Source organism: Mesorhizobium sp. M7A.F.Ca.CA.002.04.1.1 (assembly GCF_004022805.1).
Lineage (GTDB): Bacteria > Pseudomonadota > Alphaproteobacteria > Rhizobiales > Rhizobiaceae > Mesorhizobium > Mesorhizobium ciceri.
Map to the genome: position 1 here is coordinate 1 of NZ_RZPL01000055.1, position 14605 is coordinate 14605.

Here is a 14605-nt window from a genome sequence, read left to right on the forward strand (position 1 = left end):
CACCTATGCCTATGGCATTGAGGCCATTGACACCCATCGCATAGCCGATGGCGATCGTGCCGTCGCCCGTTGCACTGTTGGAGATGCCCAACGCCACGCTGTTATTGCCATTTGAGGTGGCACCATTACCGATGGCGACGGCGTTGCCGCCTGTCGCGGACCCGCCGCCGGCCTGATATTGCGCCTGAGCTGGCGTCGCAGCCATGCCGATCGCGAAGGCGCCCAGCATCGCGGCCGCCGCCGACATCCCGCCGACGCCCAGCGTCCCCAGCCCCAGGCGCTTGCGCCCCATGCCAAGCACGCTATGAGCCATGCGCAGCACCGCCATCAAGCGGCGGCGAACCGAGCGGGAGCGAGGATCGCCATTCGCGATCCAGTGCCCGGCGAAATGCGCCGCGCGATGCTGAACTAGAAGCGAGCCGTTCGAAATCTGATTGTCGGTCATGGTCCCTCTCCGCTGGCCGGCACGAAATGTCTGACAATTCCGCTCTATCGCAGGAAGACATGATTCCTGCCCGCGGTATTTCACGAAATTGCTGTCTTGTGAGAAAAGATCGGAGCAAACCGGCAGAGGTTAACAGCTCGTTACCTTAGAGACTGCTTTAAAACTAGGCAAACAAGCAATTCCATGAGCGCCGTCTCATCTAACCTTGGCGTTAAGCTTGCCCACCCGTAGCTGCAGCGGCGTCACCTGCCGGTATTTCTTCATGGCGGTGGTAAAATGGCTCTGGCTCGAAAATCCGCAGGAATGAGCGATGTCCGTGATGGTCATGCGGCTGTCGGCAAGCAGCCTTTCAGCGAGGTCCAGCCGCAAATCGAGAACATATTGATGCGGCGGCACCCCGAACGTCCTCGAGAAAGCCCGCATGAAGTGATAGGGTGAAAGACCGCAAACCGCGGCCGTCTCGGCAAGCGCCAGCTTGCGCGTGAAGTTCTCGTTCAGGAATTCCTGCACGCGGCGCGTGCTGCGAACCGAAAGCCCGCCTTTCGCGTTGAGCGTCGGTTGTCGCGAATTGGGTCCGGAAACCGGTCCGGGGACACCATCCTCACCCGGCATTTTTCGGCCTCCTGATTCGTCCCAGATGAGGTTCAACCCTAGGCTTCCTTCCGCGTTCCCCTGAAAAACAAATCGTGATTGATCGAAGCTGACCGGCGTAGCCAACCCCATTCATGAGAGCGTTCCGGCCGGACGGCGTACAACGCGCGGACTGCATGACATTCCAGACGATTCCTGCGGAGCTTGGGGCGGATTTGCAGCAAGATGTATTCTGGAAAACGCCGCAAGGCGCCTGTTGCGGCCTGGGTGGGTGCGCAGCAGATCGGCCGGGTCGACCGTGCCGAAAGCAGGCGGATCGAGTTCGGCGAGATCGAATTCATGCACGGCCAATTGCGCCAGCGCTTCGGGAGCGATGGAAACGACGGCGTTCTCCCGGGTCAGGGACCAGGCCGGCTTGCTGTCCACACCCGCCGGATTGACGACGCGACATCCGGTCGGCGTATCGTACCGCGTGATCCGGTCGCTGCCGAGCAAGGCTCTCGATCGGCGTGCGGGCCGCAGCGCAATTCCAGTGGAATGCTCTTTGGCCGGGAATGTCTGCGAGACGGGATCGCGGGCTGAGTCTATGACACTCCGCGCCGCGGTGGCCCTCCAGGGGCCTGCGCTTTCAGGGATTATGTCCAGGACATATCGAGCTGTCCGTTCTCGATTGACGCCCTGGGAATTGCCGCCTTCCCGAGCATCGTCCGTATTTTCCATTGCCTGGCCTCAGCCGCTTGTCTGTCGCCTGAAATCCCCCTTAGCCCGACCCGGATCCAACGTAACGCACATGCTGTGGATAGTGAATAACATCCGTACGCAAACAAAAAATTTTGTTCGGGATAAAAGCCCCTCGGGGCGAGGAACCCAGGCCTTTAGGTCGCGACTACGGGTCAACAGGTTCCTCTGGACCCTTCGGCGCATTGGCTGACGGAGCATCAAACGAAAAACCCGCCTGCTCGGCGGGTCACTGGCGCAAATCAGCACCATGCACGAATATATACCTTAGCTGAGATCACCGTGTCAAGAAAAAATTCCTACCGCGAAAAGCTGCCGACGCAAAGCCGCGACACCGCCAGCAATGCAGAGCTACCAGATTGGCTACCGGTCATTGCAGATCGTCGCGACGATTCTCATACAAATCCCATGCAAGTTCGACAAACCCCAGAAGAACGTCCTCCTCGCTCCATCCGGCAGCGACGGCCGCCTGGACGATCTCGCGGACGAGAGGCAGCAATTGGCGTTGGCATTCTGCCGACGTGTCGGCAACTATGTCATCGCCGGGAGGTTCATCGAAGTTGAATTTCATCGTTAGGCGCCCCCCTCGCCATCAATCAAAGTGTTCATATCATTAAGTTCATTCATCCTGATATACAATAGAGGTCGCACCAAAGCATAAGAGGCTTCGGAGGCTCTGAGCAGAACAGGATGATGCCAGGCTCTATGCTTCCGCTAGGTCAGGTTTGTCCTTCTGAACAGGGTCCGTTGGGAAGCTTCTACCCATCAATCTCTGCGGCTGGTCGAAACCTTCGGCCAGGGCCGCATGCCACCATCCGGCGAATGCGCGGCAGGACCGGCCGCATTGCCTTCTGCAACCGCTCGCTGGATAGTCTCGGCATGTTGGCGACCCTGGCGACTCACTGGCCGCAAATTCTGGCGATCATCTCCGTGGTGATGGCGACGGTCGGCATCGTCCATGCCGTCATGACCAAGGAAGATGTGCGCGCCGCCACCGGCTGGGTCGGCGTGATGGTGCTGTCCCCGATCCTCGGCGTGCTGATCTACGCCGTCGCCGGCATCAATCGCATCCGCCGTGCCACGATCACCGCCCAGCGCCCGTTTGCCGACGGCGTGGTGTCCGCCAAGCATGAGCGCGACGTCGCTGTCGAAGAGGCCCTGATCGTCGAGCGATACGGGCAACGGTTCACGGGCTTGCGGACACTCGGCGACAGGGTGGCGCGGCGCGCGCTCAACCCTGGAAACGCAATCGATGTGCTGGAGACCGGCGACGAGGCCTATGCCGCCATGTGCGCGGCGATCGACGGCGCCGAGCGCAGCGTCCTGCTCGAGACCTATATTTTCGACAATGACGCCGTCGGCCTGCTCTTCGTCGAGGCGCTGGCCGGCGCCGTCCGGCGCGGCGTCACCGTCCGCGTGCTGATCGATGCCGTCGGCGCCCGCTACTCGGTGCCGAGCATCCTGGGGCATTTGCGCGAGGCCAACATCCCCGCCGACGTCTTCAACGGCAACATCGTCATGGGCCTGCGCCTGCCCTACGCCAATCTGAGGACCCACCGGAAGATCCTGGTGGTGGACGGCATCGCCGCCTTCACCGGCGGCATGAACATCCGCAAAGGCTTCTCCGCCGAATTCGCCGGCTCCAACAGCGCCAGGGACACACATTTCCGGGTGACCGGCCCGATCGTCGCCGACCTCTTTTCGGTCGCCGCCGAAGACTGGCGCTTCGCCACCAACGAGGCGCTGAAGGGCGACGCCTGGCGCATTGCCCCGCTGTCGCCGTCGCCAGGCGCACCGATGATGGTGCGGGCGGTCGCTTCCGGCCCGGATGCCAGCAACGAGACCAACCACAAGCTGCTGATCGGTGCGTTCTCGGTCGCCCGCAAGTCCATACGCGTGATGTCGCCCTATTTCCTGCCGGATCGGGAACTGATCAGCGCCCTGATCACCGCCGGCAGGCGCGGGGTCGAGATAGACATCGTGGTGCCGGCGGTGAACAATCTTTTCCTCGTCGACCGCGCGATGATGGCGCAGTTCGATCAGGTGCTCAAACACTATTGCCGTGTCTGGCGAACCGAGGGACCATTCGACCATTCGAAGCTGCTTTCGATCGACGGCGTGTGGGCCTATGTCGGATCTTCCAATCTTGACGCCCGATCGCTGCGGCTCAATTTCGAGATCGACTTGGAGGTGCTCGATGCCGGCTTTGCCAGCGAGATCGAGGCGCGGATCGGGTCGGCGATTGCCTCCGCCGTGCCGGTAACGCTGGAAGCCTTGCGAGCCCGGCCGTTCCTAATCAGGCTGTTCGACCGGGCATTGTGGCTCGGTTCACCCTATCTCTAAGGCGGAGGTGCGCTTGAGGAACTCGTCTGTCATGGAACATACGCCGAAATTGCCTATTTTGACTGTATCCGGCTTCTGAATTGAAGCCAGCGAGAACGAGCAGCACAGATGCACAGAATTGGACGCAGCCTCCCGGCAAGCATGCTTCTGTCCCTTCGTGACCGCCGGATGCAGAAAGCTAACGCCGCCGCACTCAAGACGACAGCCACCACCGGCACGCTGGTTGCCTCCTACAATGTCCATAAATGCATCGGCGTCGACAGGAAGTTCGATCCGGACCGGACCATCCGCGTCATCCGCGAAATCGATCCGGATGTCATTGCCCTGCAGGAAGCCGACAACCGCTTCGGCGACCGTGATGGTCTTCTCGACCTGCCCCGGCTCGAACGGGAAACCGGACTGGTTCCGGTGCCGATTTCCGCCACCGGCAAGGGCCATGGCTGGCATGGCAACGTCTTGCTGTTCAAGAAGGGCGTCGTTCGCGACGTGCACCAGATCAAGCTTCCGGGGCTGGAGCCGCGCGGCGCGGTGGTGGCGGAGATCGACCTCGATGGAAGCCGGACGCTGCGCATCATCGCCGCCCATCTTGGCCTGCTGCGCCGCTCCCGCTCCCAGCAGGCGCGCGTCGTGCTCGACCTGATGAACAGCCCGGACGAAAGACCGACCCTGCTGCTCGGCGACCTCAACGAATGGCGGCTTGGCACCCGCTCCGCTCTCAACACGCTGCATGCGACGTTCGGCCCGCAGCCGCCGGCGGTCCCCACCTTCCCGTCGAACCTGCCGCTGCTGGCGCTCGACCGGATCATGGCCAACCGGCATGGCATGATTGCCGCCATCGACGCGCATGACACGCCGCTTTCACGCGTTGCCTCCGACCACCTGCCGCTGACAGCTTTCGTGCGCCTGGAGCGGGTGGACGATAACGCCTTGATGTCTCCCGCGTCGCAAAGAGTGTAAAATTAGTCGGAACGCCCAGTTCTTCCGCGAGTTACCATGTCTTGAACGTGTAGGAGGACGAGATGAAGAAGTTGATTCTGGCTTCCCTGTTGGCATTGGCCGCGACAGCGGCGATCACTGCGCCGACGCGAGCGGCAAGCGTGACCATCCAGTCCGACGACGATCGATATTTGCCGGACGACGATTCCGACAGTGGGATCGTTATTCGCCGTCACCACCGGGATCGCTATTACGACAATCAGTATGATGGCGACCGGAACGTTCAGTATGACGATGGCGAATACCGGTACGGCGAATATCGCCGCCACCACAGGCATCATCGCTGCCATATCGAACTGGTCAAGCACTGGCGCCACCACCACAGGGTGATCGAAGAGGTTCGCGTCTGCGGCTGATCCCGATCCGTACCAACCAGCCGGCGAAAGCCGGCCGGTTGGTCGCGTATTGGGGGGCGAGAGATGCCGCCATGGACCAGTTGGAAACGCCTTGCAGACGACTGACGCGCGGCGCGGTTCGCGCAGCTGGATTACCTGGCTGATCTTGTCGCGATTGCGCTTGGCCCGGTAACTCACTCTCCACCATCCTCGTCAAGCCGCAGATCACCGGCGCGCTTCCCAGGGCATGGCAATCGGCTAGCCGATCCCACCATGGACCGGTCGTTGCCCGACCCGTGTTCGGGTTGGGCTTGCTCTTCGCATTTGGTGCCTCTGGACACAGCCGTGGAAGGCTGAAAAATGTGGAGCGCAACTCGGCTTTTGGAGTTGAACCGGAACACCAGGAGGATGGCGCTGAAATTGGAAGATATTGCCGGCCATCCGGCGTTGCATCGCTACGTTCAGGAACAGTCCCTGGCGCTGATCCGAATCTATGAGGAGAGCCCTCGCCTGGCTTCCATTTTCGCCACGCAGCAGCGTTGGCTAATGGGTCATGTCGGCCTCGCCATGCATTTCAGGCGCGATCCGCACGACCGCCGCAAGGAACTGACGGTATCGCGGTTCATCGAGTTCGTGCACCAGCATGCGGTCGCCAGCCGCAACACGGCGGACGCTTTCATCAAGGAGATGCTGCACTACCACATCGCCGAGTATGTGTCGGGTGGCGACGGCCGTACGCACCCTTTGCAGCCGACGGCGGCAACCGTGCAGACCTTTACCGGCTGGGTCCTTGCCCATCTGCGGACGCTGGATCGCCTCGACGGCGCTGACCGCTTGGCCAGGTTCCTCGAACACCCCGAGATGGTTGCCGGGCTGCAGCCTCTGGTGGCGGACGGCCTGCTTGCCTCCAAGCCGGTGCGCGAACCCAACCAGACCTTTTCGCTGTTCATCTGGCTCAACAATGGCGGCATCGTCATGGACTGGCTGATGTCGGGCATCGACCCCGATCACGCCGGCCTGGACCAGATTCCGACCAGCGTGGTTTCGATCGGAGATTTCGCCAAATGGCTCAAGCTCTCGCGGACCCATCTGGCCCGCAAGCTGCGCGCTGCCGAGAATCTCGGCAGCATCGGCTGGCTCGGCCAGCGCGGCCATTCGGTGATGTGGGTGTCGAATACATTCTACCAGGAATACATGACAGTCCAGGCGGCCAAACTGGCCATCGTCGACACCGCTTTCAATGCCTGTTTTCCGCCGGCTGGAAGCTGATCGGTGCGGCATCCCCGTAACGGGGATGCCTTTCAATGCGGGCGATCAAAATCCCGAAGTTCTCAGTCGATGTCGAACGACACGCCCTGGGCGAGCGGCAGCGCCTTGGAATAGTTCACCGTGTTGGTGGCGCGCCGCATATAGGCCTTCCATGCGTCGGAGCCGCTCTCGCGGCCGCCGCCGGTTTCCTTTTCGCCGCCAAAGGCACCGCCGATCTCGGCGCCCGACGTACCGATGTTGACATTGGCAATGCCGCAATCCGATCCGTCGACACCCAGGAAACGCTCGGATTCCTGCAGGTCGCGGGTGAAGATCGACGACGACAGGCCTGCGCCCACGGCATTGTGCTCGTCGAGCACGGCGTCGAAATCCGAATATTTCATCACATAGAGGATCGGCGCGAAGGTCTCTTCCGTGACAGGGGCCACCTGCTTGGGCATCTCGACCAGCGCCGGGTGCACGTAATAGGCATCCGGGTGCCCGTTCTCGACCCGCGTGCCGCCGGTCACCTTGCCGCCATGGGCGGCGGCTTCCTTCAGCGCCTTCTGCATGGCCTCGTATGCCGCCTTGTCGATCAGTGGCCCGACCAGCGAGGAGGTCTCCAGCGGATTGCCGACAGACACACTCTCGTAAGCCTTCTTGAGGCGCGGAACCAGGGCGTCGTAGACGCTGTCATGCACGAACAGGCGCCGCAGCGTCGTGCAGCGCTGGCCGGCCGTGCCCATCGCTCCAAAGGCAATCGCGCGCAGCGCCATGTCGAGATCGGCGCTCGGGCAGACGATGCCGGCATTGTTGCCACCGAGTTCGAGCACTGCGCGGGCAAAGCGCTTGGCCAGCCGCGGGCCGACGTCGCGGCCCATGCGGGTCGAGCCGGTCGCCGAAACCAACGGCACTTTGGGGTGATCGACCAGGATCTCGCCGACGGCGCGGTCGCCGATCAGCACCGGCGCCAGGCCATCAGGTGCGTCCGCGCCGAAGCGCTTGACCGCACGCTTGAAGATGGCCTCGCAGGCAAGTGCGGTCAGCGGCGTCTTTTCCGACGGCTTCCACACCACCGCGTCGCCGCAGACCAGCGCCAGGGCGGCATTCCAGGACCACACCGCGACCGGGAAATTGAAGGCGGAAATGACGCCGACGACGCCGAGCGGATGCCAGGTTTCCATCATCCGATGGCCCGGGCGCTCGGTGGCGATGGTCAGGCCGTACAATTGCCGGGAGAGGCCTACGGCGAAATCGCAGATGTCGATCATCTCCTGCACTTCGCCGAGCCCCTCGGACGGGATCTTGCCGACCTCGATCGACACCAGCCGGCCAAGCTCGGCCTTGTGCGCGCGCAGTTCCTCGCCGAGCAGCCGCACCAGTTCGCCACGCCGCGGGCCCGGCACCATGCGCCAGGCCTGGAAGGCCTTGTGCGCGGCATCGATCACCTTGGCCGCGTCAGCCGGCGAGATCGTCTTCAGCGCCGCGATCTGCTCGCCCGTCACCGGGCTGCGCACGATCAGGTCGCCGCCGACGAGCGCTTCCTTGGCCACGCCCAGTTTCGCCAGCAGTTCGGTCGTTTCCTTGCCTATCGTCATTCTTGTCCCTTTCAGATCCCGTCGCCATCATATGGCGCTGGGTTAAGCCTTCGCCGTGTCGCCCGTGTGCCGAAAGGCACTTCAGGCGCAGTCATGGCGTGGCATTACTCGTTTCAGGGGAAAATCGCCACCCCGGCATGGTCCAAGCCCAAACTACACGATTGAGCCAGATGGGGAGGTGACGCTCAGTTTGCCTTTTTCGCCGGCGGGCGCACCGCACCGTCCTTGATCAACCGGTCGATATGCATGCGGATATGGGCAGCCTCTGCCGCCGTGTTCGCAAGCGCTATGGCGCGGTCGAAGGCGACGCGCGCCTCGTCGCCCCGGTCGAGCTGCATCAAGAGGCCCCCCTTGAGCCCGAAAAAGTGGAAATAGCCGGAAAGCCGTTCTTCCAGCGGCTCGATCATGGCCAGCGCCTCCCCCGGTCCACGCACCTTCGAGACCGCGACGGCCCGGTTGAGCGTGACCACCGGCGACGGCTGCATCTGCTCCAGCAAGCGGTAGAGCAGGTCGATCTCGTTCCAGTCCGTATCCTCGGCCTTTTCGGCCCGCGCATGCAGCGCGGCAATCGCCGCCTGCACCTGGTAAGGGCCGGGCTTGCGATGGCGCAGCGCCTTGTCGACCAGTGCCAGCCCCTCATCGATCATCTTGCGGCTCCACAGGCTGCGATCCTGGTCTTCGAGCAGCACGATCTCGCCGCTCTCGTCGAAACGGGCCGGTGCGCGCGCATGCTGCAGAAGCAACAGCGCCGTCAGCCCCATGATCTCCGGCTCCGTCTGGAACAGCCGCAGCAACAGCCGTGCCAGCCGGATCGCCTCCTCGCACAGCGGCGCGCGGGCCGGCGCCTCGCCGCTGTTGGTCGAATAGCCCTCGTTGAAGACCAGGTAGACCATGGCGGCGACGGCGGCGAGCCGTTCCGAGCGCTCGACCGCGCCAGGCGTCTCGAACGGCACGCCGGCGTCCGCAATGCGCGCCTTGGCGCGAGTGATGCGCTGCTCCATGGCGCTTTCGCCAACCAGGAAGGCGCGCGCGATCTGCTTGACGGTGAGACCGGAGACGATGCGCAGCGCCACCGCGATCTGCTGCGTTGCCGGCAGATCGGGATGGCAGCAGATGAACAGCAGCCGCAATATGTCGTCGCGGTAGTGCGCCCCGTCCAGCCGCTCGGCGATATCGCTCTCGGCGTCTTCCAGATCGGAAACCTGGTCTTCATCCGGCATCGGCGCCTGCTTGGCGCGCTTGCGCACCGCATCGATGCCGCTGTTGCGGCCGACGAAGATCAGCCAGGCCGCCGGGTCGCGCGGCGGCCCGTTCTGCGGCCAGTTCTTCAACGCCCTGAGGCACGCGTCCTGGAAAGCTTCCTCCGCCGTATCGAGATCGCGGAAATAACGCAGCAGCGCGCCCATCGCCTGCGGGCGGGCGGCGCTGATCGCGGAGCTGATCCAGGCCATTTCGGTCATGCGGAAACCGTTGTTGGGTTGAAGACCGAAACCGGCCGGATTTCATAGGAGCCGCCGCTCGGGTTGACCTCGGAAAGTTCGCGGGCGAACTCCACCGCCTCGTCGAGATCGGCGCATTCGAGCGTGTAGAAGCCGAGAAACTGTTCCTTGGTCTCGGCGAACGGCCCGTCGATGACGACCGATTCGCCTTTGACCTTCCTCAACGTCGTCGCGGCCGTGGTCGGCAGAAGCCGTGCCACCGGGCCGAGCCGACCAGCCTTGGCGTACTTGTCCTGAACGTCGAGGAGATTGGCCATGACCTCGTCGTCCTGTGCCTTGCTCCAGGAGCAGACGACATCTTCGGAGGCATAGCAGAGGATTGCGTAGAGCATGGCTGGTCCTTTTCTCTGTCAAAGGACGAAACAGTAAGACCGATCCCGACATGACGTCGATAAAAAAATCCAGATGTGACGGATTTGGCCACCGTCGGCCGCGTCGGTCAGCTTTCTCCCAGTTTCAGCCATCGCAGCACGAGAGCTTCCTCGTCATCGAGACCGGCAATCGCCCGTTTGCGCTTGTTGGCCTGCGCCATTTCATCCAGCAACCGTCCCTCGGACCACGCTTCGAAGACCCGCGGATGGATATAGCATTTGCGGCAGACGGCACGCGTATTGCCCAGCCGTTCGGCAACCTTGTCGATGACGCTGTTCATCGCCCTGTTTCGCTGCGCCTGGCTTTGCGGCAGTTCCGTTTGCGCAAACAGCGACGCGGCGTGAATGGTGCCGCCCCAGGTGCGGAAATGCTTCGAACTGAAGGCGTCACCGACCGCCTCACGGATATAGCGGTTGACGTCCTCGGAGCGGACCGGCCGCCTGTCGCCGTCCTCATCGAGATACTGGAACAGCTTCTGGCCTGGCAGGTCCTGCGCGCCACGCACAATCCTGGCGATACGGCGGTCGGCCAGCTTCAGCTTCCACTCCTTGCCCGACTTGCCCTTGAAGGCAAAGCGCAGGCTTGAACCGACAATATCGACATGCCGGTCGCGCAACGTGGTCAGCCCGAAACTCTTGTTGTCGCGGGCGTAGGCGGCATTGCCGACGCGGATCATCGTGTTGTCGAGCAGCCAGACGACCGCGGCGACGACACGCTCGAACGGCAAGCCACGACGGCGCAGATCGCTATCGACCCTGTGCCGCAGGTCCGGCAGGCTCTCGGCGAAAGCGACAAGGCTCGAATATTTGGCACCATCGCGCTCTTCGGCCCATTGCGGATGATAACGATATTGCTTGCGTCCCCGCTGGTCCCTGCCGGTTGCCTGGATATGGCCGTCCGCGTCGGGCGAAATCCACACATCCGTCCAGGCCGGCGGAATGACGATCGCCTCGATGCGGGCTTTGGTGGCGTCCGAAACCGTCCGTCCGTCCGGTCCCTTGTAGGAAAACCCCTTGCCTGTCTTCAGCCGCCGGATACCAGGCTCGGCATCGCTGACATAACTAAGCGACGCATGATCGGCCGAGCTTTGTGCCCCGTTTTTGAACACGCCATCTGGCGATACAGCGTCCTCGCCAGCCGGTCGGCCGGGCGACATTCCGGATTTCTGCAACATGTCGGCTCCACGCGAATTCCGTAGATAAGCCACTGGCCGACCGCTGGTTCCACGCGCCGTCCGAAAACGGTGTCGAGCCTGCCTTCAGGCTTTCTCGAGCACAACCGGAATGACGTCGACAGCCTGCTCGCCGACCTGTCCCCCCGTGGTCTTGAGCACGCCGACGATCGGCGCCACGTCCGAATAGTCGCGGCCGTAGCCGACGGTGATATGGTCGTTGCTGGCCCGCATGCCGTTGGTCGGATCGAATTCCTGCCAGCCTGCGTCGCGCCCGCACCAGACCTTGACCCAGGCATGCATGGCATCGGCGCCTTCCAGCCGGGGCTTGCCCTTCGGCGGGATGGTGCGCAGGAAGCCGCTGACATAGCCAGCGGGAATGCCGAGCCCGCGCAGGCCGGCGATCATGATATGCGAAAAGTCCTGGCAGACACCGCGCTTCAGCCTGAAGGCATCGCTGGCCCGGGTCCGCACCGTCGTCGCCTCGCCGTCATAGGTGAAATCACGATGAATGCGATGGCACAGGTTCATGGCCGTGCTGGCGGCGGAACCGGCGATGCTGCTGCGTGCGTAGGCAGTGATCGCATCGTCGATGCCGGCATGGGTGCTGGCCGTCAGGAAATGGTGCGGTGCATCAGGTGCCAGAGACCGCACCGCGGCGAGCTCCTGCCTGAGCCGGGCGATATCGGGCGACACGTCGAGCCCGGGCTCGGGCCGAGACACCGACACGCGGGCGCTCATCCTGATGTCGAGCGCATCATGCGCGTCGCGAAAGGCGATCGAGGTGACGTTGTTGCCGAAGAAATCGGAAAAGTCGGAACGCTCGTTGGGCGCCGGCGCAAAGGACAGTGATGCGGCGATGACGCGCTGCACGCCTGATATCGTCGACGGCAGCACGCGCACCTGATGACGACCGCCGCCGGCAGCGGAAGCGTAATCATAGTGGAGATGAAGCCTGATATCGTAGAGCATGATTTATCCGAAATAGGCTTTGGCGAGGCTGTTGTAGAGGCCGCCGATTTCGTGGGCGAGCTCGTCCAGCGCCTTTGCCGTCATATCCGAAGGCTCCTTGATGGCGATCTGGGTGTTGAGCTGCAGGATTTCCTTCGCCGCCGGCGACATTTGCCCCTCCCCGCCGAGCGACGGCAACAGGCCGATTTCGGCCTTCAGCCTTTCGAGCTGGAACAGGATGGAGCGCGGGTTAAGCGGATCGAGCGCCAGCAGGTCGATCACCGTGCGCCGGCCGGCCTGCACCGGATATTGGCGGCGATGGGTCATCACGCTGTCGCCGATCTCCAGCATCATGTCGAGCGCGCCGTCCGGCGCCTTGGCGCTGGTCAGCCGCGACAGCGTGCGGGAGATCTGGATGCCGCGCTCCAGCCGGCGGCCGATCTCGAGGAAGCGCCAACCGGCGAAGCGGTACATGTTCTCGTGCAGCAGGCCGGAAAAGCCGGCGAGCTTACGCAGGATGACTGTCATCGCCCGGGTCGCGTCGTCGCCGGGCGCGACCGTCGTTGCGAACTGATGGATGGTTTTCGACAGGTCCTTCAGCGCCAGCCAGCCGTCGGGCGAGAAGCGGTCGCGAATCTGCCCGGCGCTGTAGACCGCGCTATCCAGCGTGCCGATCAGCCCTGACGGGATCGCCGTCTCGACGTCGATGCCGAAAGGTTCGAGATAATCCCTGATGTCGGCGAGCAGCGGCATGTCCGGGTCGGACGTTTCGGCGAGCCGCACATGGTAGGCGCGCAGGATGCGCACCGTGTCTTCCGAGCGCTCGATGTAGCGGCCGAGCCAGGTCAGGTTCTCCGCCGCGCGACTGGGCAGGCTGCCGGGCCTGGTGCGGCTGAAACTGTCGCCTTCCTGCGGCAGCAGCGTCTCGCGCTCCACCGGTTTGTCGCTGACAACCCAGACATCCGCCGCCTGGCCGCCACGCTGCATGGCGATCGCCGTCGGGTCGAGCGACAGGCCGATGCGGGCAAAACCGCCCGGCATCACCGTCCAGCCCTCCGGCGTTCGCGCCAGGTAGACGCGCAGGCTCGCTGGCCGCGGCTCCAGCCACCCGCCGACATAGACGGGCGTCGTCGAAAGCGTCACCGCTTCCTGGCCGACAAAATCGCCGCCATCGCGTTCGATGCGCGCCACCAGCTCCGCCCGCTCTCCGGCCGACAGCGCCGAACCGAGCTTCGTTGAATCGTCATCCTCGAAGGCAAGTCTCGTCGATAGCGCCGGGCCGATCACCATGCGATCGATGTTGGCCAGCACATGCGCGCGTTCGGTTGCTTGCCCGCACCACCATGTCGCGACGCTTGGCAGCAGCAATTCCTCGCCCCGCAAGGCCCGTGAAATCTTGGGCAGGAAGGCGAGCAGCGCACGCGTCTCCATCAGGCCGGAGCCAAGCGCATTGACGGTAGCAACCGCGCCCTGGCGGATCGCCTCGACCAGGCCCGGCGTGCCGATCTGCGAATCCGGGCGCAGTTCGAGCGGATCGGCGAAGGCGGCATCGAGCCGCCGCCACAACACGCTGATCGGCATCAGGCCGGAAACCGTGCGTACCATGAGCCGGCCGCCTGAAACGGTCAAATCCTCGCCTTCGAGCAGCATGATGCCAAGATAGCGGGCGATGTAGGCGTGTTCGTAATAGGTTTCGTTGAGCGGCCCCGGCGTGAGGATGGCGACGCGGCCGTCGGTCTCCTTGGCCATGCCGATCAGCGCGTCGCGAAAACGGCGGAAAAAGCCGGCAAGGCGGTGCACATGCATCTCGCCATAGATGTCGGACAGCGCGCGTGTGGTGGCGACGCGGTTTTCCAGTGCGAAGCCGGCGCCGGACGGCGCCTGCGTGCGATCGCCAAGCACCCACCACTGGCCGTCAGGTCCACGGCCGAGCTCGAAGGCGCAGAAATGCAGGAAGTGGCCGCCGGCCGGCTTGGTGCCGAGGACAGGCCGCAAATATTCGGGGCTGGCGGCGATCAATCCCGCCGGCAGGATGCCTTTTTCGACCAGCCGGTTCGGCCCGTATATATCGGCGATGGTTTCCTCGAACAGTTCGGCGCGCTGCACGAGGCCGGCGCTGATCGCCGCCCACTCGCTCTCTTCGATGAGAACCGGGACATGCGCCAGCGGCCATTCGCGTTCATTGGCGCCGGCCTTGTCATAGACGCGGTAATAAACGCCGGCATCGCGCAGATACTGGTCGGCGCGGGCAAAGCGCTGGCCGAGCTTTTCAGCACCGAGTTCCTCGAGCGCCTCGACAAAATGCTTCCAGGCCGCGC

At 63.5% G+C, this 14605-nt stretch carries 13 protein-coding genes and 1 pseudogene; 4 read left to right on the forward strand and 10 right to left on the reverse strand.

Going from position 1 to position 14605, the window contains the following annotated elements:
- The 4 genes and pseudogenes from ENZ75_RS05055 to ENZ75_RS05070 form a co-directional block, all read right to left on the reverse strand.
- Positions 1–445, reverse strand: a pseudogene (locus ENZ75_RS05055) (hypothetical protein); the annotation flags it as partial.
- 195 nt (positions 446–640) lie between these two features.
- Positions 641–1168 (reverse strand): AraC family transcriptional regulator, encoded by a 528-nt coding sequence (locus ENZ75_RS05060; protein ID WP_128277934.1) that lies wholly within the window; start codon positions 1166–1168, stop codon positions 641–643.
- Positions 1169–1531 carry a hypothetical protein gene (locus ENZ75_RS34245; protein WP_063168905.1) on the reverse strand — a complete coding sequence of 121 codons (363 nt, stop codon included), beginning with the start codon at positions 1529–1531 and terminating at the stop codon, positions 1169–1171.
- Between the two features lie 613 nt (positions 1532–2144).
- Positions 2145–2345, reverse strand: a complete 201-nt coding sequence (locus ENZ75_RS05070) for a hypothetical protein (protein WP_082826544.1) — start codon at positions 2343–2345, stop codon at positions 2145–2147.
- Positions 2346–2653: 308 nt separating this feature from the next.
- On the opposite strand from ENZ75_RS05070, the gene ENZ75_RS05075 reads away from it, so the two are divergent.
- From ENZ75_RS05075 to ENZ75_RS05090, 4 genes are all read left to right on the forward strand, one after another.
- The gene (locus tag ENZ75_RS05075) at positions 2654–4117 is read left to right on the forward strand and encodes a phosphatidylserine/phosphatidylglycerophosphate/cardiolipin synthase family protein (RefSeq protein ID WP_024502662.1); all 1464 of its coding nucleotides are present in this window, start codon (positions 2654–2656) and stop codon (positions 4115–4117) included.
- A 108-nt stretch (positions 4118–4225) separates the two neighbouring features.
- On the forward strand, positions 4226–5074 hold the full coding sequence (locus tag ENZ75_RS05080; protein ID WP_128277935.1) for an endonuclease/exonuclease/phosphatase family protein: 849 nt from the start codon (positions 4226–4228) through the stop codon (positions 5072–5074).
- A gap of 62 nt (positions 5075–5136) precedes the next feature.
- Positions 5137–5469 (forward strand): hypothetical protein, encoded by a 333-nt coding sequence (locus ENZ75_RS05085; RefSeq protein ID WP_063168906.1) that lies wholly within the window; start codon positions 5137–5139, stop codon positions 5467–5469.
- A gap of 387 nt (positions 5470–5856) precedes the next feature.
- Positions 5857–6717 (forward strand): hypothetical protein, encoded by an 861-nt coding sequence (locus ENZ75_RS05090; RefSeq protein ID WP_024502664.1) that lies wholly within the window; start codon positions 5857–5859, stop codon positions 6715–6717.
- Positions 6718–6779: 62 nt separating this feature from the next.
- On the opposite strand, the gene ENZ75_RS05095 is transcribed toward ENZ75_RS05090, so the two are convergent.
- The 6 genes from ENZ75_RS05095 to ENZ75_RS05120 all read right to left on the reverse strand — a co-directional run.
- Positions 6780–8294 carry an aldehyde dehydrogenase family protein gene (locus ENZ75_RS05095; protein WP_027161453.1) on the reverse strand — a complete coding sequence of 505 codons (1515 nt, stop codon included), beginning with the start codon at positions 8292–8294 and terminating at the stop codon, positions 6780–6782.
- 185 nt (positions 8295–8479) lie between these two features.
- Positions 8480–9754, reverse strand: a complete 1275-nt coding sequence (locus tag ENZ75_RS05100; protein WP_024502666.1) for an RNA polymerase sigma factor — start codon at positions 9752–9754, stop codon at positions 8480–8482.
- On the reverse strand, positions 9751–10125 hold the full coding sequence (locus tag ENZ75_RS05105) for a YciI family protein (protein ID WP_013529829.1): 375 nt from the start codon (positions 10123–10125) through the stop codon (positions 9751–9753). The genes ENZ75_RS05100 and ENZ75_RS05105 overlap by 4 nt, the downstream gene beginning before the upstream one ends.
- A gap of 107 nt (positions 10126–10232) precedes the next feature.
- On the reverse strand, positions 10233–11339 hold the full coding sequence (locus tag ENZ75_RS05110; protein ID WP_063168907.1) for a DNA topoisomerase IB: 1107 nt from the start codon (positions 11337–11339) through the stop codon (positions 10233–10235).
- Between the two features lie 84 nt (positions 11340–11423).
- On the reverse strand, positions 11424–12308 hold the full coding sequence (locus ENZ75_RS05115; protein WP_013529827.1) for a transglutaminase family protein: 885 nt from the start codon (positions 12306–12308) through the stop codon (positions 11424–11426).
- 3 nt (positions 12309–12311) lie between these two features.
- A partial coding sequence (locus ENZ75_RS05120) for a circularly permuted type 2 ATP-grasp protein (RefSeq protein WP_128277937.1) occupies positions 12312–14605 on the reverse strand: 2294 nt, incomplete at its 5' end.

Excerpts from the sequence above, each read along its gene's own strand:
- ENZ75_RS05060 (WP_128277934.1), bottom strand. The coding sequence starts at position 1,168 with ATGGGGTTGGCTACGCCGGTCAGCTTCGATCAATCACGATTTGTTTTT.
- ENZ75_RS05070 (WP_082826544.1), bottom strand. The coding sequence starts at position 2,345 with ATGAAATTCAACTTCGATGAACCTCCCGGCGATGACATAGTTGCCGAC.
- ENZ75_RS05075 (WP_024502662.1), top strand. The coding sequence starts at position 2,654 with ATGTTGGCGACCCTGGCGACTCACTGGCCGCAAATTCTGGCGATCATC.
- ENZ75_RS05080 (WP_128277935.1), top strand. The coding sequence starts at position 4,226 with ATGCACAGAATTGGACGCAGCCTCCCGGCAAGCATGCTTCTGTCCCTT.
- ENZ75_RS05085 (WP_063168906.1), top strand. The coding sequence starts at position 5,137 with ATGAAGAAGTTGATTCTGGCTTCCCTGTTGGCATTGGCCGCGACAGCG.
- ENZ75_RS05090 (WP_024502664.1), top strand. The coding sequence starts at position 5,857 with ATGGCGCTGAAATTGGAAGATATTGCCGGCCATCCGGCGTTGCATCGC.
- ENZ75_RS05095 (WP_027161453.1), bottom strand. The coding sequence starts at position 8,294 with ATGACGATAGGCAAGGAAACGACCGAACTGCTGGCGAAACTGGGCGTG.
- ENZ75_RS05100 (WP_024502666.1), bottom strand. The coding sequence starts at position 9,754 with ATGACCGAAATGGCCTGGATCAGCTCCGCGATCAGCGCCGCCCGCCCG.
- ENZ75_RS05105 (WP_013529829.1), bottom strand. The coding sequence starts at position 10,125 with ATGCTCTACGCAATCCTCTGCTATGCCTCCGAAGATGTCGTCTGCTCC.
- ENZ75_RS05110 (WP_063168907.1), bottom strand. The coding sequence starts at position 11,339 with ATGTTGCAGAAATCCGGAATGTCGCCCGGCCGACCGGCTGGCGAGGAC.
- ENZ75_RS05115 (WP_013529827.1), bottom strand. The coding sequence starts at position 12,308 with ATGCTCTACGATATCAGGCTTCATCTCCACTATGATTACGCTTCCGCT.